Annotated in this window: 17 protein-coding genes; 7 read left to right on the top strand and 10 right to left on the bottom strand. The window is 72.9% G+C overall.

Annotated features, from left to right (window positions below):
* Positions 1-161: 161 nt before the first annotated feature.
* A complete protein-coding gene (locus tag ACSC1Q_RS24825; RefSeq protein WP_436761104.1) occupies positions 162-977 on the bottom strand; it encodes an NAD(P)H-binding protein in 816 nt (271 codons plus the stop codon).
* A gap of 133 nt (positions 978-1,110) precedes the next feature.
* On the opposite strand from ACSC1Q_RS24825, the gene ACSC1Q_RS24820 reads away from it, so the two are divergent.
* From ACSC1Q_RS24820 to ACSC1Q_RS24795, 6 genes are all read left to right on the top strand, one after another.
* A complete protein-coding gene (locus ACSC1Q_RS24820) occupies positions 1,111-2,028 on the top strand; it encodes an AraC family transcriptional regulator (RefSeq protein WP_436761103.1) in 918 nt (305 codons plus the stop codon).
* Positions 2,029-2,245: 217 nt separating this feature from the next.
* Positions 2,246-2,770 (top strand): hypothetical protein, encoded by a 525-nt coding sequence (locus ACSC1Q_RS24815; RefSeq protein WP_436761102.1) that lies wholly within the window; start codon positions 2,246-2,248, stop codon positions 2,768-2,770.
* Positions 2,770-4,176 carry a hypothetical protein gene (locus ACSC1Q_RS24810; protein ID WP_436761101.1) on the top strand — a complete coding sequence of 469 codons (1,407 nt, stop codon included), beginning with the start codon at positions 2,770-2,772 and terminating at the stop codon, positions 4,174-4,176. Before ACSC1Q_RS24815 ends, ACSC1Q_RS24810 begins: the two co-directional genes overlap by 1 nt.
* Positions 4,173-5,624, top strand: a complete 1,452-nt coding sequence (locus ACSC1Q_RS24805) for a vWA domain-containing protein (protein ID WP_436761100.1) — start codon at positions 4,173-4,175, stop codon at positions 5,622-5,624. The genes ACSC1Q_RS24810 and ACSC1Q_RS24805 overlap by 4 nt, the downstream gene beginning before the upstream one ends.
* Before the next feature lie 10 nt (positions 5,625-5,634).
* On the top strand, positions 5,635-6,750 hold the full coding sequence (locus ACSC1Q_RS24800) for an ATP-binding protein (protein ID WP_436761099.1): 1,116 nt from the start codon (positions 5,635-5,637) through the stop codon (positions 6,748-6,750).
* A 20-nt stretch (positions 6,751-6,770) separates the two neighbouring features.
* Positions 6,771-9,644, top strand: coding sequence for a DUF5682 family protein (locus tag ACSC1Q_RS24795; RefSeq protein WP_436761098.1), 2,874 nt, complete (start codon positions 6,771-6,773; stop codon positions 9,642-9,644).
* A 100-nt stretch (positions 9,645-9,744) separates the two neighbouring features.
* Here ACSC1Q_RS24795 and ACSC1Q_RS24790 read toward each other — a convergent pair whose 3' ends face one another.
* From ACSC1Q_RS24790 to ACSC1Q_RS24760, 7 genes are all read right to left on the bottom strand, one after another.
* Complete coding sequence (locus tag ACSC1Q_RS24790) at positions 9,745-10,017, bottom strand: hypothetical protein (protein ID WP_436761097.1); 273 nt, start codon at positions 10,015-10,017, stop codon at positions 9,745-9,747.
* 151 nt (positions 10,018-10,168) lie between these two features.
* Positions 10,169-11,014 (bottom strand): ABC transporter ATP-binding protein, encoded by an 846-nt coding sequence (locus ACSC1Q_RS24785; protein WP_436761096.1) that lies wholly within the window; start codon positions 11,012-11,014, stop codon positions 10,169-10,171.
* On the bottom strand, positions 11,011-12,063 hold the full coding sequence (locus ACSC1Q_RS24780) for a FecCD family ABC transporter permease (protein ID WP_436761095.1): 1,053 nt from the start codon (positions 12,061-12,063) through the stop codon (positions 11,011-11,013). The genes ACSC1Q_RS24785 and ACSC1Q_RS24780 overlap by 4 nt, the downstream gene beginning before the upstream one ends.
* A 160-nt stretch (positions 12,064-12,223) precedes the next feature.
* Entirely contained in the window at positions 12,224-13,267 is a 1,044-nt protein-coding gene (locus tag ACSC1Q_RS24775) for a FecCD family ABC transporter permease (RefSeq protein WP_436761094.1), read from the bottom strand.
* A complete protein-coding gene (locus ACSC1Q_RS24770) occupies positions 13,264-14,325 on the bottom strand; it encodes an iron-siderophore ABC transporter substrate-binding protein (protein WP_436761093.1) in 1,062 nt (353 codons plus the stop codon). Before ACSC1Q_RS24770 ends, ACSC1Q_RS24775 begins: the two co-directional genes overlap by 4 nt.
* A gap of 535 nt (positions 14,326-14,860) precedes the next feature.
* A complete protein-coding gene (locus ACSC1Q_RS24765) occupies positions 14,861-15,634 on the bottom strand; it encodes an AraC family transcriptional regulator (RefSeq protein ID WP_436761092.1) in 774 nt (257 codons plus the stop codon).
* A gap of 177 nt (positions 15,635-15,811) precedes the next feature.
* The gene (locus tag ACSC1Q_RS24760) at positions 15,812-15,934 is read right to left on the bottom strand and encodes a hypothetical protein (protein ID WP_436761091.1); all 123 of its coding nucleotides are present in this window, start codon (positions 15,932-15,934) and stop codon (positions 15,812-15,814) included.
* A gap of 36 nt (positions 15,935-15,970) precedes the next feature.
* Here ACSC1Q_RS24760 and ACSC1Q_RS24755 point away from each other — a divergent pair, with 36 nt between their 5' ends.
* Positions 15,971-16,603: a pyridoxamine 5'-phosphate oxidase family protein gene (locus ACSC1Q_RS24755; RefSeq protein ID WP_436761090.1), complete on the top strand. Its 633-nt coding sequence runs from the start codon at positions 15,971-15,973 to the stop codon at positions 16,601-16,603.
* A 128-nt stretch (positions 16,604-16,731) separates the two neighbouring features.
* On the opposite strand, the gene ACSC1Q_RS24750 is transcribed toward ACSC1Q_RS24755, so the two are convergent.
* Both ACSC1Q_RS24750 and ACSC1Q_RS24745 read right to left on the bottom strand, forming a co-directional pair.
* Positions 16,732-17,868, bottom strand: a complete 1,137-nt coding sequence (locus tag ACSC1Q_RS24750; protein ID WP_436761089.1) for an NAD(P)/FAD-dependent oxidoreductase — start codon at positions 17,866-17,868, stop codon at positions 16,732-16,734.
* 262 nt (positions 17,869-18,130) lie between these two features.
* Entirely contained in the window at positions 18,131-21,940 is a 3,810-nt protein-coding gene (locus ACSC1Q_RS24745; RefSeq protein WP_436761088.1) for a type I polyketide synthase, read from the bottom strand.
* Between the last annotated feature and the right edge of the window lie 60 nt (positions 21,941-22,000).

Raw genomic sequence — 22,000 nt, 5'->3', positions numbered from 1 at the left:
TCGTTCGCGGGACACGCGGGGCGGTGAGCGTTCTCACCGCCCCCGTGGTGAGAACGCCCACCGGAAGTGGCACGAGACCGATCGCTCACCGGAGGTGACACCCGGGCTGATCACTCACCGGAAGTGGCGCCGGGGTTGATCGCTCACCGCTCCCTGCGGTGTCACGACCAGGCGCCGGTGGCGGCGATCCGGTTCACGTAGTCCCCGAACGCGAGCGGAGGGCGGCCGAGCACCCGCTGGACCCCGTCGACGGGCTCGGCCGTGTGACCGGCGCGGTGCAGGGCGAACAGGGCGTCCAGCGCGTCGACCGCAGCCACCGGGTACCCCTGGGCGAACAGCTCGGCCCGGTAGGCCTCCGGGGTCAGCTCGACGTACTCGATGGACCGGCCCGCGGCCCGCGCGATGGTCTCGACGGCCGCGCCGAAGGTCAGCCCGCTCGGCCCCGACAGGTCGTACGTCCGCCCCGCGTGGCCGTCACCCGTCAGGGCCGCCGCGGCGACCGCGGCGACGTCCTCGACGTCGATGAACGCCTCGGGCACGTCGCCGATCGGCAGCGCCAGCCGCCCCGCGCGCAGCGGCGCGTGCCACAGGTCCTCGTCGAAGTTCTGGTTGAAGTTGTTGGGCCGCAGGATCGTCCACTCCGCCCCCGAGTCGCGCACGGCCCGCTCGGCGGCGGCCATGCCCTGGCCGAAGTCCTCGCCGACCAGGTCCATGCCCCGGCCGGACAGCACCACGAACCGCCTGACGTCCACGGCCCGCTTGACGAAGTCGCCTACCGGGGTGGGGTCGTCGGGCGCCACCAGGTACACGGCCTCGGCGCCCCGCAGCGCGTTCTCCCAGGTGGCGGGCTCCGACCAGTCGAAACGCACCTCGCTGGAGCGGGACGCGGCCCTTACCCGCTCTCCCGTCGCACGCAGGTGCCGCACCACGCGGCGGCCGGTCTTGCCCGTCGCGCCAAGAATCAAGATCTCTTTCATGTCATAGAGCCAACCGCGCGGGGAGCCGTCCGCACATGGCCGGGCGTACGCCGCACCTGTCCGATCGTCCCGTTGTCGCGGCATCCCCGGGCGTACGCCGCGTTCGTCCGATCGGCCCGTTATCGTGAGCGGCATGGACCCGTACGACGACCTGTTGCGGGGGGTGCGCGGCGAGGGCTCCGTCTTCGGCGCGTCGGTGCTGTCACCTCCGTGGGCGCTCAGATTCACCGACGGCCCCTCCCTGACGCTCGTCGCCCCCCTGCGCGGCGAGGGGTGGATCGTCCGGGGAGACGACGCCCGGCGGGTGCGACTGGGCGAGGCGGCGATCGTGCGCGGACCGGAGCCCTTCGTGGTCGCGGACACCGAGACACCGCGTCAGGCGACGGACGTCCACCATGACGGCGCCGTCGCCGGGGACCTGACCGGTCACACCATCCTGCTGGCCGGGTCGTACCGGGTCAACGGCGAGGTCGCCCGCCGCCTGGTCAGGGTGCTGCCCCCGGTGCTCGTCGTGCCGGACGATCACGACTGCGGCAGCATGGGCGCGTACCTTGAGGCGCAGCTCCTCTGCGGCCGCCCGGGGCACCAGATCGTGCTGGACCGGCTGCTCGACTGGCTGCTGGTGTGCACGCTGCGCGACTGGTTCGACCGGCCGGAGGCGGTGAGTCCCGGCTGGTACGCCGCCCTGGGCGACGACGTGGCCGGACCGGCCCTGCGCGCCATCCACGACGACCCGTCCAGGCCGTGGACGCTCGCCTCCCTCGCGACCGCCGCGAGCGTCTCGCGCACCACCCTGGCCAGGCGGTTCACCGAACTCGTGGGCGAGCCGCCGATGACGTACCTGACGGAGTGGCGGATGGCGCTCGCCGCCGACATGCTCGCCGAGCCCGCCGCGACGGTCGCCACGGTGGCACGCAGGGTCGGCTACTCCGACGCGTTCGGTTTCAGCTCGGCCTTCAAGCGCGTCCTGGGCGTGAGCCCCAGCGCCTACCGCGACGGCGGCGGCGGCGACGGCACCGCCCGAAGCCACCCCTCCCTGCGGAACGCCTGACGGGGACGCCTCTCAAAAGAGACGTCCGGCCGTGTCGATCGGGCGATGTGGGCCCGCCGCGCTCGCGGTGAGGATGCTCCGCATGGTCTTCCGTCTCCCGGCGAAACCGAGGGCATCCGGCGAGCGCGGACACCCGTACCCGGCGCGCGCCCGGTGGCCGCTCGCCGCCCGTACGGATCGGCGTTTCTGTCGGTGCGCGGCGCTAGGTTCCCGAGTCATGATCGACCGTTCAGCGGCCGGCAGGGCCGCATGGGAGCAGCACAGCAGGGTGCGGGTGGTGCCGCCCGTCCAGCCCCGCAAGCTGGCGAAGGTGCCCTTCGTCGAGCTGGCGGACGGGCGGCTGCAGGGCGTCGTGTCGAGCGGCTCGGACATCGGCCGCGTCTACGTCTCCTCCATCGCCGCCGGGACCCACGCCTACAACTGCAGCACCAACAACAACCGCCCGTGCGGCGGCCTGTACGGCTCGCCGTGCAAGCACCTGCGGGCCCTCGCCGCCGAGGCCGTCCTGCAGTACGGCGCCGACCGGGTGGCCCGCTACCTGCGGGCGGAGGTCTCCGAGGGGACCGAGCTGATCGACTGCCTGCGGGGCGGCCACGAGCCCGCCCCCGCGGCCATGGTGTTCAGCCGCTTCCTGCGCCACCTGGCCTACCTGGAGCTGCCCGACACCACCGCGCCGATCCCCGAGCTCCACTGGTTCCCGGCCACGTTCCCGACCTCGTTCCCGGCCACGGGGGTGCGCTGATGCTCCCCGTGCAGCTGACCCGGCTGCTCGACGGCGACCCGGCGGGCCTCGGTGAGGCGCTGGAGCTGGTGACCGGCCTCGACGAGGCGCTGGTGCACGGGCTGGCCCGGCTCGCCGAGGAGCGCGCAGCGGCGCTGACCGCGTTCGCCGACGCCTTCGCGCTCACCCCGCTGGGCGAGGCGCTGGCGGAGGCCACGGCCAAGATCACCGCCGGCTCGATCACCGAGGAGTCGCTGACGACGCTGGCCGGCGGCCGGGCCGCGCTGCTCGGCTCCGTGCACGACGCCCTGCTCGCCGACCTGGACGAGGCGCTGGGACGCGAACGCGACACGTGGCAGGCCTCGCCCGCCCCCGCGACGGACTCCGGCAACCTGCTCGGCGCCGCCCGGTCCTGGCTGTGCGAGCTGGCCATCACCGGCTGGCGCGGTGTCGACCACGGTCTCGTCTCCGCCGCCGACCAGGTCATCGAGGCGCTGCTGGCCGTACCGGGGCACCGCAGGGCGGCGGTGCTGCTCGACGGCCTCGCGGCCGAGCTGCGCGCCTCCTGCCCGGTCGGCACGATGGAGCGGCTGCCGGTGCGGCGCTGGGCCGACCTGTGGACCCGGGCCCTCCTCCTGACCGGCACCGGCGGCCGGACCGGCGAGCCCGCCCCGGCCGACCACCCGCAGGAGCTGTCGGGACGGCTGCTGATCCTCGGCGTCGACGTGCACGAGCACTCCACCGCCGTCCAGGCGCAGGTGCACGGGGTGCTGGAACCCGCCGACGGCGGGCAGGCCCGGCTGGTGCGCGCCACCGTCGCCGCCGCCAAGGTGGACACCATCACCGGCCCCGCCGTGTGGAAGCTGCTGCACCGCCACCCCCTGCTGCTGGGCGCGCTGGCCGGACGGCGCGGCCTGGACGTCACCGGCATGCCCGTGCTGGCGAGCGGCGACCTGCTGTGGGACGACGGCCGGGCGCGGGCCGGAGAACCGGCCGATCCCTTCGCGGTGGCCAGGCTCCGGCTCGGCGGCGTGCTCGCGCCCGCCGTACCGCCTCTCGACCGCCATCCGGTGGGCATCGCCGAGCCCGTGCTGGTGGAGGACTACAAGGTCACCGCCGACGGCTCGTTCGACCTGGGCGGCGCGGTGCTCGCCGTCGACACCGATCTGCTGCCCGCCTGCGGACCGCTCACCCCGAAGCTGGTGGCGGGCTCCTCCGCGTGCGTCGGGCTGGTCCGCTGGGACGACGGCCGCTGGCTGCTGCAGCCGCTGGCCGTCCAGACCAAGGTCAAACGCGAGACGCTCAGCGTGCACACCGGCGACTGGGCGCTGGGGCCCACCGACCCCAAGGTGGTGAAGGCCGAGGCCAGGACCGGGGACGCGGTCACCATCCTGCGCGAGCGGGCCGGACGGTTGCTGCGACGATGAGCGAGAACAGCCACGACACCGTGACGAGTGCGGAGCGGAACCGGCGCCAGGTTCTCTACTGGCGGCTGCTCGCCCGCCTCTTCGACAGCGACGAGCAGCCCGCGCTGGAGACCGCGAGCGCGGCCGTCGTCGACAACCTCGGCCTGCCCGCCGCGTTGCTCGACCCCTCGGTGTCGATCGACACCCTGGTGCAGCGCTTCCCCGAGCTGGCCGCCGACTTCCAGGTCCTGACGACACCGCCGGAGCACGCGACCGGCCGGTCCGACCGGGCCGGTGAGTCCGTGCGCACAGCGGCCCTGGTGTCGAAACTGCTGCTCAACGTCTTCGCCACCGGGACGGGAGAGGTCACCGCCACCCGGCTCGCGGCCTGGCAGCAGGACGCGGGCTGGTTCAGGCAGGCCCTGGACGGTACGCCCGGCCCCGGGACCGGCCAAGGAAACGGCTCCGGAGACGGCTCTGGAGACGGCTCCGGCACAGGCGGCGAGGGTGGCCGCGGCGGCGGTGGCGGCCTCGGGGCGGGCAGCGGGAGCGGCCGCGGCGGCGGCACCGAGAGCGACCGCGAACTGGCCGCGGTGCTGGCCGGCCTGGAGGCCGACCTGGTCAGCCGGATGCGGTTGCGCGAGGTGCTGGCCGACCCGGCGCTGGCCAGGCAGCTCACGCCGAGCATGTCGCTCGTCGAGCAGCTGCTGCGCGACAAGTCCAACCTCTCGGGGGTGGCGCTGGCCAACGCCAAGGCGCTGATCCGCAGGTTCGTCGACGAGGTCGCCGAGGTGCTCCGCACGCAGGTCGAGAAGACCAGCGCGGGCGTCATCGACCGGTCGGTGCCGCCCAAGCGGGTCTTCCGCAACCTCGACGTCGAACGCACGATCTGGAAGAACCTCGTCAACTGGAACCCCGAGGACCAGCGGCTCTACGTCGACCGGCTGTACTACCGGCGCACCGCCAGGCGCACCACCCCGGCTCGGTTGATCGTGGTCGTCGACCAGTCGGGCTCGATGGTCGACGCGATGGTCAACTGCACCATCCTGGCGTCGATCTTCGCCGGGCTGCCCAAGGTGGACGTGCACCTGATCGCCTACGACACCCGCGCGCTCGACCTCACCCCGTGGGTGCACGACCCGTTCGAGGTGCTGCTGCGGACCCAGCTCGGCGGCGGCACCGACGGGACGGCCGCCCTGACGCTGGCCCAGCCGAAGGTCGCCGACCCGCGCAACACCGTGGTCGTGTGGATCTCGGACTTCTACGAATGGCGGTCCGAGGCCGTCTTCGCCGGCATGGAGGCGATGCACCGCTCCGGCGTCCGGCTCATCCCGGTGGGCTCGGTCAGCAGCGGCGGCCGGCAGAGCGTCAATCCGTGGTTCCGGCAGAAGCTCAAGGACCAGGGCACGCCGGTGATCTCCGGCCACATCCGCAAGCTCGTACTCGAACTGAAGACCTTCCTCGCTTAGGAGACCCCCGATGACCAACGAGATGCTGCGCGCCCCCGCCGAGGTGAAGTACGCCGAGGAGCTCGACTGGCTGGAGTCGGTCGACGACGGCCCCAAGCCGTTCTCCTGGCGGCTCAGTCCCCGGATGGTACGGCTGTTCGTGCTCGGCTCCGAGCGCTCCGACGGGCTGGAGCGGGAGATCCCGCAGAAGTGGTTCGGTGAGCGCGGCTTCGTCGAGCGCAGCATCGTGACGCTCGCCTCCGACCGCGGCCTGCTCCTGATCGGCGACCCCGGGACCGGCAAGAGCTGGCTGGCCGAGCTGCTCTCCGCGGCGATCTGCCGCAACTCCACCCTGGGTGTCCAGGGCACGGCCGGTACGACCGAGGACCACATCAAGTACTCGTGGAACGTCTCCATGGTGATCGCCAAGGGCCAGTCCCGCGAGTCGATGATCCCCTCACCGATCATGACGGCGATGGAGCGGGGCGTGATCGGGCGCTTCGAGGAGCTGACCCGCTCGACCAGCGACGTGCAGGACGCCCTGATCTCGATCCTGTCCGAGAAGTACATGTCCATCCCCGAGCTCGACACCGACAACATCGTGTTCGCCCGGCCCGGGTTCTCCATCATCGCCACGGCCAACAGTCGCGACCGTGGGGTGAACGACCTGTCCTCGGCGCTGAAGCGCCGGTTCAACTTCGTCAGGATCCCGGTCGTGACGAGCAAGGCCAGCGAGGCGGAGATCGTCCGTTTCCGTACCGAGGAGCTGCTGCGCCGCCACCGGATCGAGCTGGACCTGCCGCCCACGCTGCTGGACATCCTGCTGCGGAGCTTCGCCGACCTGCGCGCCGCGGCGGCCTCGGCCGGCAGCGAGGACGAGAAGCTGGAGTCGGCGCTGTCCACCGCCGAGCAGATCGGCGTGCTGGAGGACGCCATCCTGCACAGCAACTTCTTCGGCGACCGCGTCCTGCGCGCCCAGACGCTGGCCGGCGCCCTGGTGGGCTCGCTGGCCAGGCGCGCCCCCGAGGACCTCGCCATCCTGAACAAGTACTGGCACGGGGTCGTCGAGCCGCGCAGTCAGCGGGAGGGCGGGGAATGGACGAACTTCCTCGAAGGCGGCCGCCAGGCCATCTCCACCCTGTCATGAACGCCGCCGCGAGCACTGACATGAGCCCTGCCACGAGCGCCTTCAGCGCTCTGCGCGAGCAGCTCCTCGGCGCCGCCGCCGCGTTCGCCGACGGCCCGGACACGCTGCCGGAGATCCTGACCGGCCTGGTCGACGACGTCGGCCGGGCGCTGGGCGAGGAGCTTGAGATCTTCCCGGTGTGCCACCACTCACCGGCCTCCGCGCTGGCCATGACGCGGCGGCTGCGCGAGAAGCGGCCCAAGGTGATCTACCTGGAGCTGTGCGAGGACCTGCGTCCGCTGCTGGAGGAGCTGCGCAACTGCCGGCTGCCGGTGGCGTTGCAGGCGTACGCCACCGAGCTTGAGGGGTTCCCGCCCGGCTCCGGCCCGCTCAGCGTGGTGGCGCCGGTCACCGAGGCGTCGGCGGAGTACCAGGCCATCGCCTACGCGCTGGAGACCCCGGACGTCGAGCTGGTGCTGGTCGACCGCTCAACAGACCACGTCTTCCAGTGGCTGCCCCACGAACCGCCCGAACCTGCCGGACCGGCCGGAACGGTCGCCGCAGGCCGTACCGGTGAAGGCACCGGCGAGGGAGCCGGTGACCTGCACGGCGACGCCGTGGGCGTGGAGGTGGGCGACCTGCGCCCGCGCTTCGCCGAGCTGGAGGAGCACCTGCTGCGCCACGGCAAGGTCCGGCACTGGTCGGAGTGGTGGGACCAGTACGTCGAGCAGCCGCTGACCGGCGCCGACCACGACACCTACCGGCAGGCCATGGCCCTGGTCGGCAGCCTGTTCCGGCGGCTGACCCCCGGGGGCGACCGGCTGGCCGACGACGAGGAGCGCGAGCGCTACATGTGGACCCGGATCCACGAGCACCTCGCCTCCTCCGGTGCCGACCCCGCGCACTGCCTGTACGTGTGCGGCGCCTTCCACGCGGTCAGCACGGTGCCCGAGTTCGGGCTCGCGTCCACCGTGCGGGACTACACCGTCACCCCCCGCACGGCCACCCGCTGGCTGTACGGGCTCATCCCCTCCAGCCACTCGGCCATCGAGACCCAGTTCGGCCTGGCCCAGGGGTCGGTGTCGATCGCGGCGGCCACCTGGGCCAAGGCCGCGACGCGCGGCGGCGTCACCCCGTACCGGCTGGGAGGGCAGCAGGGCACCCGCTCGCGGGCGAGGACCGCGCGGGTCTCGGCACCGGTCCCGCCGGAGCCGGTGACCGACCGGCTGTCGGGGTTCCTGTCCACCCCGCCCGCGCTGGACGGCCTGGACGAGGCCGAGCTGCGCGGATGGTGCGTCGACATCGTGCGGCTGGCCCGCCGCAACGGCTACGCGGCCAGTACGGCCGACGCCATCTCCGTGTTCGAGACCTCGATCCTGCTCGCGGGGTTGCGCAACCGGGCCAGGCCGACGCCGTACGACTTCCAGGACGCCGCCGTCACGTGCATCGAGAAGGACGTGGTGCCGGGCCGCCGCGACATCCGGCGCCTGTGCGAGATCCTGCTGGGCGGCGACCGGATCGGCCAGGTCGGCTACCACGCGCTCCCGCCGCTGGCCCGCGACGTGTACGACCGGCTGGAACCGCTCGGGCTGGATCTGACCAGGCGCACCCAGCAGCGGGCGCTGCTCGACCTCACCGCCGATCCAGAGCTGGTGCCGTGCTCGGACCTGCTGTGGAAGCTGCGCTACCTGCTGCCCGAGGGCGCGGTCCGGCCCATCATGGGGACGCGCCGCCTGGGCGAGCGGCCGATCCAGGAGAGCTGGGACATCGCGATCGGCCGCCACCAGCGGTCGGTCATCGAGCTGGGCTACGAGGGCGTCACCGTCGAGCAGGTGCTGGAACAGCGGCTGCGCCGCAAGGTGTGGGAGCCGCGGGCCACCGCGGGAATCGCGCTGGCGGCCGTGGAGGACGCCATCCTCTACCTGGGCGGCCGCCGCCTCACCGACGAGCTCGGCAACCGCGCGGTGGAGCTGCTCGCCGCCGAACGCACCGTGGACGACGCCCCGGAGGTGCTGCACCGGATCCGCCGGTTGCTGGCCCACTACCGGGCCACCCAGCCTGCCCTGCCTGCCTGGTGCGAGGCGTTCGTCACGGCCGGCTACGCGCACTACTGCACGCTGCTGCCGACCGCCTTCGTGGACGAGGACACCGGTGTCCGCCAGGTCGGCGCCACGCTCGGCTTCCTGTTCGGCATGGAGAGCCTCGCGCTTTCGCTGGGCTGTGACCGGACCCAGCTGGAGCTGGCCGTGCGGCAGTCACACCCGGAGGCTCCCGCCAAGGTGGCACTGCTGTGGGCGGCGAAAACCCAGCTGGGCCTGCTGTCACAGGCCGAGCTGCGCGCCCGGTGCGACGAGCTGCTGGCCAACCCGCTCGTCGTCCCCTCCTTCCCGCTCTATCTGAGCGGGTTCGTCCAGGCGCTGGAACCGGTTCCGGCCCTCGCGCCGTTCGTGGTCGAGGTGCTGTCCAAGGCGTTCGCCCGGCTGCCCGACCCGGTCCTGCTGCCGTGGCTGCCGACGCTCATCACGACGCTGCGGCGGCACGCGCTGGAGCTGGTTCCCGTGCTCGTCCGCGAGGCGGGCCGGACCTTCCCCGGAGGGCTGGCCGAGCTCGACGCGTGGGTCCCGCCGTGGGAGGGACCGGCGCCCGCGCCCGCGAAGGCGGTCCGGCGCGCGCCTGGCGGGCCGGTGGCCGACCTGCTGACCGGGCACCCGGGGGCGTGCGACGCCGTGGCCGCGCTGCTCGGCCACCCTGCGGTGTGGCCGGTACCCACCGGCGGCACGGCGGCGGGCGAGCTGCTCGCCCGGCACCCGGCGACGACCGGCGCGGTCGCGGCGCTGCTCTCCGGTGAGGGCGGGCGGGGAAACGGCGAGATCCCGCCCGATCACGTCGATCGGGCGGGATCTCGCCTGGTGTAAGCGCCGCTTCAGGTGCCGCGCGTCACGCGTCGCCCGGAGCGGCGAGGCCGTACCGGCGGGCGGACCGGCGGGCGGTTGGCCCGCTCGGCCCGATGGCTCGTCAGCGCCGATGCAGGTGACGGTGGGTGATCAGCGCGGCGACGCACCCCAGGGTGACCAGCCCGAACCCGATTCCGACGAGCACGTTGACATCGGCGGAGGAGATCACGATGTTGCAGACCACGCTGATCGTCAACAGGATCCACAGCATGGGACGCATCGCTCCGTCCCAGGCCTCGGCGAGCCGTGCCGACGATGACGCCTCGAACGCCTCGAATGCCTCGGGAACGCGGCGGGGGTCGGTCACGGCGTGCTCCTTCGTCGGGTTCGTCATGTCTCGACGTTACGAACCATCGCCGCCCCCGGCCATCCTGCCAACGGGACAGGCGAGGGTACAGCAGGCCGTACTCCTTGACCGGTGATCTGACGACTTGACCGGTGACCTGGCGACGGCCCGAGAGGAGCGGGCCGATCGGCCCGCGTGGTCAGAGGGACGCCTCCCGCGTGTCGTCCGGAGACAGGGCGGGACGCGGCCGGACGTGGTGGCGGCCGATGGGGAGCATCAGGGGGCGGCCGGAGACGGGGTCCTCGATGATGCGGCTGTCGAGGCCGAAGACGGCGCGGACGTTGTCCTCGGTGAGGACGTCCACCGGGGGGCCGGAGGCGTGGATGCGGCCGTCGGCGAGGGCGATGAGGTGGTCGGCGTACCGGGCCGCGAGGTTGAGGTCGTGCAGGACCATCACGACGGTGGTGCCGCGGGTGCGGTTCAGGTCGGTCAGCAGGTCGAGGACCTCGATCTGGTGGCTGGCGTCGAGGAAGGTGGTGGGCTCGTCGAGGAGGAGCAGGTCGGTCTGCTGGGCCAGCGCCATGGCGATCCAGACCCGCTGGCGCTGGCCGCCGGACAGCTCGTCGACGGCGCGGTCTGCGAGGTCCGTCGTCCGGGTGGCCTCCAGGGCGGCCGCCACCGCGGCGTCGTCCCCGGCGTTCCACCGGGAGAAGATCCCCTGGTGCGGGTGGCGGCCCCGGCCGACGAGGTCGAGCACGGTGATGCCCTCCGGCGCCACCGGCGACTGGGGAAGCAGCCCGAGCGTGCGGGCCAGTTCCTTGGCGGGCATGCGGTGCACCTCCCTGCCGTCCAGGACGACCCGGCCCTCGCGGGGTCTGAGCAGCCGCGACAGGGAGCGCAGGAGCGTCGACTTCCCGCAGGCGTTCGCGCCGACGATGACCGTGACCCCGCCGGGCGGCACTGCCAGGTCGAGGGACTCGACGACGACGCGGTCGCCGTAGCCGAGCGTGAGCCCCTCGGCCGCGAGGGAGTGGGACGTGGTCACAGCGAGCCTCCGGCCCGATGGGTGCGGACGATCAGATAGACGAGGTACGGCGCGCCGAGGACCCCGGTGACGACGCCGACCGGGTAGCGGAGGTCGAACGCGAACTGGCCGGTGAAGTCTGCGACGAGGACCAGGAGGGCGCCGACGAACCCGGCGGGCACGAGCAGGGAGCCGTCAGCGCCGACGAGCCGGGCCGCGATGGGCCCGGACAGGAACGCCACGAACGCGATCGGCCCGGCCGCCGACGTGGCGAAGGCGATCAGGCCGACGGCGGCGATGATCACTGTGATGCGGGTGCGTTCGACGCGGACCCCGAGCGCGGAGGCTGTGTCGTCGCCGAGTTGCATCGCCGACAGGTCGCGCGCCTGGGAGAGCAGGACGGGGGTGAGGACGACCAGCGCGACGAGGACGGGCAGGACCTGTTCCCAGGTCGTGCCGTTGAGGCTGCCGGTCAGCCAGCGCATGGCCTCCTGGAGGTCCCACTCGGCGGCCCTGGACAGGACGTAGGAGGTGATGCTCTCCAGGATCGCGGCGATCCCGATGCCGATCAGGATGAGCCGCGTGCCGACGACGCCGTCCTTGAACGCCAGGACGTACACCAGCAGGGCGACGGCGAGGGTGGAGACGATGGCGAGGGCCGACACCTGGAGCCCGCCGAGGGACAGCGACACGATCGCGACGGCCGCCGCGGCGCTCGCCGCCCAGCTGATGCCGATGATGTCGGGGCTGGCCAGCGGGTTGCGGAGCATCGTCTGGAAGGTGACACCGGCCAGGCCGAAGCTGAATCCCGCGGCCACGGCGAGGACGGCGCGCGGCAGCCGGAGCCGCCCGACCGTGAAGGACGCCCCCGGGACCTGCTCGCCGAGGATGACGCGGAGCACGTCGCGGGGCGGGTAGAACGTCTGCCCGGCCATCAGGGTCACGGCGAACCCGGCGACGACGAGCACCGCCAGCACCAGGACGACGAGGAGACGCCGGGAGGCACGCCGGCGGCGGCCTCGGGCGACGACCTGGACGACGGCCGGCCGGGTGGCCGTGGGGATACTCACGACCCCTCCTTCACCGGGACCGCGACGTCCCTACCGGCTCTCTCGCTCACGGCCCCTCCTTCGCCGGAGACCGCGATGTCCTTGGCGGCTCTCTCGCTCACGGCCCCTCTTTCACCGGGGACCGCGGGCGCGACGCCGCCGCGTTCGTCGGCTCGCTCGCTCACAGGTCACGCACCTTCCGACCGCGGACGATGTGGATGAGGAACGGGGCGCCGATCAGCGCCGTCACGATGCCCACCTCGACGTCCTCCGGGCGCGCCACCACGCGGCCGACGACGTCGGCCGCGGTGAGCAGCGACGCGCCGACCAGGGTGGAGAACGGCAGCAGCCAGCGGTGGTCCACGCCGACGAGCAGGCGGCACGCGTGCGGGACGACGAGCCCGACGAAGCCGATCGGCCCGGCGACGGCCGTCGACGCGCCGCACAGCACGACGGCGCCGAGGGCGGCCGTGGCCCGGATGACGGCGACGCGCTCACCGAGCCCGGCCGCGAGCTCGTCGCCCAGGGCGAGCGAGTTCAGCGCCCGCGCGGACAGCAGGCACACCGCGAAACCGACGGCGAGGAACGGCAGCACCTGCCCGATGCGCTCGTACGACGCGCCGCCCACCCCGCCGATCTGCCAGAGCCGGAAGCTCCCCGCGACGTCGTTGCGGGGCAGGATGACGGCGCTGACCAGGGACGCGAACGCCGCCGAGGTGGCGACGCCGGCGAGCGCGAGCTTGAGGGGCGTGGCCCCGCCGCGCCCGAGGGACCCGACGGTGTACACGAACCCGGCCGAGACGGCGGCCCCCGCCATCGCGACCCAGATGTACCCGGTCGGCGACGTGAGCCCGAAGAACACGACGGCGGTGACGACGGAGAGCGACGCGCCCATGTTGACGCCCAGGATCCCCGGGTCGGCCAGCGGGTTGCGGGTCACGCCCTGCATGACACCGCCCGCGAGGCCGAGCGCGGCACCGACGACCATCGCGAGCAGGGTACGCGGTATCCGCTTGGCGACCGCCGCCTGTTCGAGGGAGTCGTCCGCGCCGCCGAGGGCGGCCCAGACGTCGGACCAGGCGACGTCGCGCGAGCCGAGCGCGACGGAGGCCACCGTGAGCGCGGCCAGGACCAGGACCACGACGAGCAGCCACAGGACCCGGACGCGCGCCGGACGCCGTACGAGGACGGCGTCCGGCGGGCGGGCGGTGTCGACCGACGTCACTTGACCTTGTCCGCGGCGCCGGCGAGCGCCTTGACGTAGTCCTCCAGCACCCACGAGATCGACAGGGGCGTCGGGTTCGCGGCGGTGCCGAGGGGCGTGCTGCCGGGCAGGAGGTACACCGATCCGCGCTTGACGGCGGGGATCTTCGACAGCAGCGGGTCCTCGCGGAGCTTGTCGAGCAGCTCGCCCTTGTCGTCGCCGTACCCGGTGATGATGTCGACGTCGTCGAACAGGTCGGCCTGTTCCGCGCTCCGCGTCAGGGCGAACTGGTCGGTGCCCTCGGACGCCTTGGCGATGCTGCCCGGGATCGTGAGCCCGAGGTCCTCGAAGAAGAGCGTGCGGGTGTCGTGCGTCGTGTAGAAGCCGACCGTGCTCACGTCGTTGGGGTCGACGTGCGTCATGAACATCGTCGACTTGCCCTTGAGCTGCGGATACTTCGCGACGACCTCGCTGATGTCGCCCTCGATGTCCGCGATCAACCTGTCACCCTCGGCGGCGAGCCCGATGGCCTCGCTGTTCAGCTGGATGATCTCGCGCCACGGGGTCGCCCACGCCGCCTTCGGGTAGGCCACCACGGGGGCGATGTCGCTCAGGGTGTCGTAGTCCTGCTTGGTCAGGCCGGAGTAGGCGGCGAGGATCACGTCCGGCTTCGTGTCGGCGACGGCCTCGAAGTCGATGCCGTCGGTCTCGTCGAACAGCACGGGCGTCTTGGCCCGCAGTTCCTCCAGGCGCTTCTTCACCCAGGGCAGCAGCCCGTCGCCGTCGTCGTCGCCGAAGTTCGCGGCGGCCATGCCGACCGGGACGACGCCGAGGGCCAGCGGCGCCTCGTGGTTGGCCCAGTTGACCGTGGCCACCCGCTCCGGCTTCGCCGGGATGGTGGTCGTGCCCAGCGCGTGCTCGATCGTCATGGGGAAGGCGCTCGCGCCGCTCGCGCTCGTGCTCGGGGCGCCGCTCGCGGTCGCGCTCTCGACCTGGGTCTCCGACGGGCCACCGCAGCCCGCGAGGCCCAGCAGGACAGCCGTCACGGCGAGGACGCGAAGGCTACGTGGACGCTTCATCCGTACTCCACTTTCAGAATTTTCGCCGGTGCCGGCCTCGCACGCCTGGGTCGCGCTACGCGTCCGTGGGGCGGTACACCGTAACTGCCGCACACTTCGATCTAGTTAGGTAAGGCTTGCCTTGGCTTGCACTTTAGGAGGAATGACCGAGTTGTCGCAATCGAGCTTTTGAGACAGCCGTTGTCGGGATCGGGACACGGAGAGCGGAGGAAGACCCTCCGGCGGCACGCGTACGAGCACGGCGACGCGTCCGCGAACCCCGCCCCACACGGGGAAGGCGGCCTTCCGCGTCCGCGACCTCACCGCGCCGGGAACAACCTCGACGCCCGGAACATCCCGGCTCAGCGGGCCCGAACGCGCTCGAAATCAGCGCACCTGAAAAGCGCTCGCGAGGTCAACGCACCCGACAAGCGCTCACGACGGATGTCGGCGCGCCCGAACGCTCGCGAGGTCAGCGCGCCCGGAAGGCGCTCGCGACGTCAGCGCGCCCGGAAGGCGCTCGCGAGGTCAGCGCGCCCGGAAGGCGCTCGCGACGTCAGCGCGCCCGGAAGGCGCCCGGCGTCAGCCCGGTCGTCCGCCGGAAGGCCGCGCCGAACGCGCTCGCCGAGCGGTAGCCGACCTCCTCCGCCACGACGTCGACCTCCCAGCCCCGGGTGAGCAGCGCGACCGCGTGCTGGGCGCGCACCGCCGCGACCCAGCGCGCGAAACTGGTCCCCGTCTCCGCGTTGAAGGCCCGGGTGATCGTACGGGCGCTCACCCCCAGGTGGGACGCCCAGCCCGCCAGCGTCCGCGAATCGCCGGGATCGTCCCGTACCGCGTCGACGATCGGGCGCAGCAGGTCCGAGGTGGGCACGTGCAGGAGCAGCTCGCGCGGGGAGGGGGTGAGCACGTCGAGGACCATCGCCTCGGTCACCGTCCGCGAGCCGGGAGGCAGTTCCGTGTCGGCGAGCCGCTCCAGCAGCAGCCGGAGCAGCGGGGTGATCTCGACGCCGACGGGTGTGGGCGAGATCGAGGTCATGGTGCCGAAGCCGAAGAAACCGGCGCGGCAGCAGGTACCGACGATCGCCGAGCCGGAGTGCAGCGTGCCCGCGGGCATCCACAGGCCCAGGGAGGGGGTCACCGTCCAGACCCGCTCGCCCACCACGGCCGTGGACGTGCCCCGCTCGTTCCAGAGCAGTTCGTGGAAGGGGTGGGAGTGCTCGTTCCAGGTGGTGTCGTGGGCGATGGTCTCGCTCCAGCCCAGGATCGCGAACGGCATCTCGACCTGCCCCGCCGCGAGTGCGGGCAGCGTACGGGTCTCCCTGGTCATGACAGGACGCGGCGGGACACGAGCCCGGTCATGACCGAGCCCGACAAGACACGAGCCCGGTCATGACAGAGCCCGGCGGGACGCGACCCCGGTCACGGCAGGACGCGGTCAACACGGAAGGACACAAGGGGAACACGAGGGGATACAAGGGGATATGAGGGGCATTTCTCCACCTTATTAGACGGCGTCGATCTCCCGCTCCGCGGCGAACAACCCGCCCCTGAGCCCGAAGTCCGTGAAGCCGTACCGCGCCCGCGCCGCCTCGGCGAGCCCGACGATCGCGTCCGGGGTGAGTGCCACGACGTGGGTTAGGCTTGCCTTACATATATTCGGAGGGTGAACCCTTCTGAGATCCGTACGGTGAGGACCGAGGCCGAGCTCCGGGAGATCGCGAAGGAGCCGCCGCAGACCATCTGGGACAAGGACATCGCCCGGATCGACGAGCACGCGCGCACGATCATCGCGCACTCGCCGTTCGTGCTGCTGGCCACCTCCGACTCCGACGGCACCTGCGACGTCTCCCCCCGTGGGGACCCCGCGGGATCGGTGCTGGTCCTGGACGACCACCGGCTGGTGCTCGCCGACCGGCCCGGCAACCACCGGCTCGACAATCTCCGCAACGTGCTGCACAACCCCCACGTCGGGCTGCTGTTCATCGTGCCGGGGATGAACGAGACACTGCGCGTGAACGGGCGCGCGACGCTCGTGTCGGACGCGCCGTTCTTCGACGACCTGGTGGTCCAGGGCAAGCGGCCGAGGCTGGCGATCCTCGTCGACGTCGAGGAGCTGTACATGCACTGCGCGAAGGCCTTCCTGCGCTCCTCGCTGTGGAAGCCCGAGACCTGGCCGGACCGCGGGAGCCTGCCCACCCTCGGCCGGATCACCAAGGACCAGATGGGCCTCAAGGGGATCCCCGCCAAGGCGATCGACGCCGGACTCGCCCTGGACGCCAAGATGAACCAGTACTGACGCGGCACACCCGGAGAAGCTCGTCGACGGCCGGGAGGCGGCGGGAAGCGACGGGAAGCGGGGACGAGTCCCCGATCCGTCCGGCGGCGACGCGTGGAGCGCGGCCTGGACGACGTGACCGCCGCCGATCACGGGCCGACGTGGGCGACCGGGTCCGCGAGCCGTGGGTCGACTTCGGGAAACGAGCCGTCGCCGAACAGGACCCGCGCCGCCAGGGCGCGACCGGCACGGCCGCGCAGCGCGGTCACCGCCGCCTCCGCCGCGATCGGGGACCGGATGCCGGCGAACACGCGGCGAAGCAGCAGCCGGCCCCGGAACCGGCTCCGCAACGCGTTCCCGTCGTACCGGCTCAGCACGCGCTCGTCGCCGGTGCGCAGGTACCCGGCGATGACCGCAGCGGCCAGTTCGGACATGCGCAGGCAGGGGTCCAGCCCACCGGCCGTCAGCGGCGACACCGCGCCCGCCGCGTCCCCGACGAGCAGTCCCGCGGGGCACGCCAGCCGTCGCAGCACACCGCCGACCGGGATCGGGCCACCCCGGCGCTCGACCGGCCCGGCCGTCGGCGTACCGCCGGGCGCGTCCGCGGCGAAGGCGTCCAGCAGGTGGCGGACGCCGGCGCGCATCGCGTCCGGATATCCCGCGACGCCGACATGCGCGTGCCGCCCGTCGTCGATGACCCATCCCAGGTACCCGGGGGCGATCCGGGGGTCCAGCACGCAGTGGAACGCCGGGGTGGTCGTGCCCGACGCGATCGGGTGGACGATCTCGGCCCCGACGAGGAAGCGCCGGTTGACGTCGAGGCCGAGGTCACGGGCCACCCGGGAGCGGGCGCCGTCCGCGCCGACGACGAACCGCGCCGCCACCGGTTCCGCGTCCGCGAACCGCACGAGCCCCGTCGACGCGCCGACGTACCGTACGCCCAGGAGGACCCGCGCCCCGGCCGACTCCGCCGCGCGGCGCGCGTGCCGGTAGACGCCCGCCATGTCGGCCACGCGGTACTCGTCCCGGTCGCTGGTGAGCCGGATCGGCGACCGCCGCGACGGCGGATACAGCAGCACGTCCCGGACACCCGGGCCGAGCAGGTGATCCGGCAGGTCGAAGTCGTCGAGGGTGCGGCGTACGAAGATCCCTGTCGTGCGGATGCCCGCCGACAGCGACCTGCGGCGGTCGACCACCATCACGTTCAGTTCCCGTCGCGCGAGCAGGCGGGCCGTGTGCAGACCGGCCAGGCCCGCGCCCACGACCAGTACGTCCACTGTCTGCATACTTCGCGACGGTAAGGGCGATACCTCATCCGTACGATGCTCTGCACGCTACCTGCCGCATACCTCCACACCGCCGCCACACTCAAGACCGGGGACCGCCCCGTCCGGCGAGATCGCGAACATCGCGAACATCAAGAACGCGGCCACGCTCTCGGGAACGGCCTCAAGCACGCTCTCGGGGGCGGCCTCAGCCCCCGATCACAGGCACGCTCCCAAGAACGGCCTCGGTCCCCGATCGGAGTCACCCTCTCGGGAACCGGCCTCAGCCTCCGATCACGAGCGGCGCGCTCTCGGGAACGGCCGCCGGTGCCGCGTCCGGTCTCGGGGTCGCGAGAAGCTCCGCCAGGTGGTCCGCGATCGCGGAGATGGTGGGCTGCTGCCACAGCAGGGTCGCGGGAAGACGGCGGCCGAACCGCTTCTCCAGGCGCCGCCGGACCATGACGGTCATCACCGAGTCCAGACCCTGCTCGACAAGGGGACGCCGGATCGCCAGGTCCTCGGGGGCGAGCCTCATCACGGCCGCGATCTCCCCGCGGATCTCGGGCAGGACGCGCTCGCGCAGGTCCTCGGGCGCCAGACCGGCGAACGCCTCCGCGGGCCCCCCGAGATCCTCCTCTGCCGAGAGGGGCGCGTCGATCACCGGGTAGCGGAGTCCCGTGAGGTGTCCCACCACCCGGCCGTCCACGTCGGCCAGGAGCACCCGGACGGTGTCGTCGGCGGCCGGGTCCACGGCCGCGTCGATGATCACCGTCGAGGGGGGCGGGCCGGTCAGCACCATCTCGTCGATGTGCACGACCATGCGCAGCACCGGATCGCCGGGGAACACGCAGGGCGCCACGGACATCGCCGCGTCCAGCGCCGGCGCCCAGGTCCCCGGTTCTCCGGTGCGAGCCGTGTTGACGGTGGCCCGCAGCGCGCCGTCCCCGCCCAGCAGCGTCTCGATCGTCCAGTCGAAGCCCGTCGAGGGTACGCCGACGGTGGCCAGCCGCTTGTGCACGAACCCGGAATCGATCGGGACGAGGGCGCCGGCGTCCGGCAGCAGGTCGGGTTTCGCCTGGCCCGGGGCGGCCACGTCCGCGGTGACGTGCACCAGCCAGGCGGGTTCCGGCTCGTCGGGACCGGCCGGCGTGCGGGCCGCGAGCCGTATCGCCGGAGGCTCGTGCACGACCTGGACCTGCCTGCGTTCCGCGGTCATCAGCGGGTGCGTCATCTCCACGTCGGTGAGCGTGACGTCCTCGTCCTCGACCGCGAGCAGGAACGTGTTGACCAGCACGGCGGCGGGCACGATCTCGACCCCGTTGAGGGCGTGGCTGCCCGGGTAGGGCCGGTTGGCGTCCTCCACGCTGGTCCGCCACACCCGGGTCCGGCTGCCCGCGAGGCCGCTCCCGGCCCCGAGCAGGGTGTGGGAGTGCACGTCGTGCCCCCGGTTGTCGGCCTCGGCGTACGACTCGCGCCAGTGGCGGCGGTGCTGCCAGGCGTACGGCGGCAGGTCGGCCAGGCCGCCGGACGGCTGCAGCCCGCTCCAGTCCACCTCGACGCCGTGGCAGTGCGCGGTGCCCAGCGCGACGAGGAAGGTGAGCCGCTCAGGCTGGTTCCGGCGCAGTGACGTGCCGACGAACACGTCCTCGAACCCGTTCTCCGAGAGCGTCTCGGTCACCGAGTGCGCGACCACGGGGTGGGGGGAGATCTCCAGGAACACGCGGTGGCCGTCCTGCGCCGCGGCCGTCGTCGCCGCGACCAGCCGCACGGGGTCACGCAGGTTCGCCGCCCAGTACGCGCCGTCCAGGACGGCCGTCGACCGGGGGTCCGCCAGCGCGGTCGTGTACATGGGGATGCGAGGCGTCCCGAACGAGAGATCGGCGACGGAGGCGGCCAGCTCGACGGCCAGGGGGTCCATGTGCGGGCTGTGGAAGGCGACGTCCGACGCCACCCGCCGCACCACGATGCCCTCGACCGGCCACTCGTTCACCACCTCCTCGACCGCGGCGACGTCGCCGGACAGCACGGTGGAGCCGGGTGCCGACGCGATCGCGGCCACCAGGTCGGTACGGCCGGCCAGCCTCTCCTCCGCCTCCTCGAAGGACAGGTCGACCATCACCATGGCCCCCTTGCCCTCGGCCTGGCGCAGCAGCCGGGAGCGGCGGCAGATCAGGCGGGCGCCGTCGGCGACGGTCATCACGCCGGCCGTCACCGCCGCCGCGAGCTCGCCGACGGAGTGGCCGATGACGGCCTTCGGGGTGACCCCGTACGCGTTCCAGAGCCTGGCGAGGCCCAGCTGCATCACGAAGATCATGGTTTGCACGCGGTCGATGGTGTCGAGATCGCCGTCGGCCAGGACCTGCCGGGGGGAGAAACCGATCTCCTCGACGAAGATGGGATCCACCTCGTCGACCACGGACGCGAACTCCGGCACGGCGAGCAGCTCCCGGCCCATCCCGCGCCACTGGCAGCCCTGCCCGGAGAAGACCCAGACCGGCCCGGGGCCGGGCTCGGGCAGCACGTCACCGGTGATGACGGCCTCGCCCGGCACGTCGTCCGCGAGCCTGCGCAGCCCGGCCGCCACCTCGTCCCCGTCCGCCCCGACCACGACGGCGCGGCGGGCCAGGTGGGTGCGGCGGAGCGCCAGCGTGTGCCCGGCCGACGCCAGGTCGCCGCCCTTCCCGAGGTGGTCGGCGAGCCTGCCCGCGTACTGCCGCAGGGCCTGCTCCGACGCGGCCGACAGCGGGAACAGCCGCTCCCCCGCCGCGTCGGCCCGTGGCGCCTCCTCTGCCCGTGGCGCCTCCTCGGCCACGGGAGCCTGCTCAAGCACGATGTGCGCGACCGTGCCGCCGTACCCGAAGCTGGAGACGCCCGCCCGGCTGGGGTGGTCGCGCTCCGGCCAGGCCGACTGTTCCGTCACCACGCGCAGGCCCGAGGTCTCCCACGAGATGGCCGGGTTCAGGCTGGTCAGCACGCTCGGGGGGATCTCGCGCCGGTGGAGGGCGAGCACCGCCTTGATGACGCCGGTGATGCCGGCGGCGCCTTCGAGGTGACCGATGTTGGACTTGACCGAGCCGATGAGGCACGGGTCGCCGGGGGTCCGCCCCGTGCCGTACACGGAGGAGAGCGCCCCCGCCTCCAGCGGGTCGCCGAGCCGGGTGCCGGTGCCGTGCGCCTCGATGTAGTCGACGGTGGACGGCTCGACGCCCGCCTGCCTGCAGGCACGGGCCATCACGTGTGCCTGGGCCTCCCCGCACGGCGCCATGATGCCGTTGGTGTGCCCGTCCTGGTTCACGGCGCTGCCGATGACGAGCGCGAGGATCCGGTCGCCGTCGCGCTGGGCGTCGGACAGCCGCTTGAGCACGACCACGCCGCAGCCCTCGCCGCGCCCGTAGCCGTCGGCCGACGCGTCGAACGACTTGGACCGGCCGTCGGGGGCGAGGGCCCCGGCCGTGCCGAGCGTGAGGGTCTGGCCCGGGGTGACCAGCAGGTTGACGCCGCCGGCGAGGGCGACGTCGTTCTCGCCGAGCCGCAGGCTCTGCGCGGCCAGGTGCAGCGCGACCAGCGACGCCGAGCAGGCGGTGTCGATCGCCATGCTGGGCCCGCGCAGGTCCAGGGAGTAGGAGATGCGGTTGGCGACGGCGCAGGTCGCGGCGCCGATCCCGGTCCACGCCTCGATCTGGGGCAGGTCCTCCAGGAGGCGGCCTCCGTAGTCGGCGGTGCAGACGCCCATGAACACCCCGGCGTCGGTGCCGGCCAGCTCGTGCGGCGGCAGGCCGGCGTGCTCCAGGGCCTCCCACGCGGTCTCCATCAGGATCCGCTGCTGCGGGTCCATCAGCTCGGCCTCGCGGGGCGACAGGCCGAAGAACTCCGCGTCGAAGCCCTCGATGTCGCTCAGGAAGCTGCCGTGACGTACGGCGTCACGCAGCGCGGCGGCGTACTCGGGGCTCCGGTTCTCGTACCGGCGCCAGCGTTCGGCGGGCAGCGGCCGGGTCGTGTTCCGGCCCGCGGACAGCAGGTCCCAGAACTCGTCCGGTGAGCCGACGTCGCCGGGAAGGCGGCATCCGATCCCGATCACCGCCACTGGTTCCACCCGGACTCCGCGCGGGCTGTCGACCATCTGCGTTCGTTTCCCTTCGGTTCAGGCCCGCTC

The organism is Streptosporangium heterodermiicola (genome assembly GCF_051390675.1).
GTDB lineage: Bacteria > Actinomycetota > Actinomycetes > Streptosporangiales > Streptosporangiaceae > Streptosporangium.
Note: the sequence above shows the minus strand (reverse complement) of the source record. Positions and strands in the feature narration are given on the sequence as shown.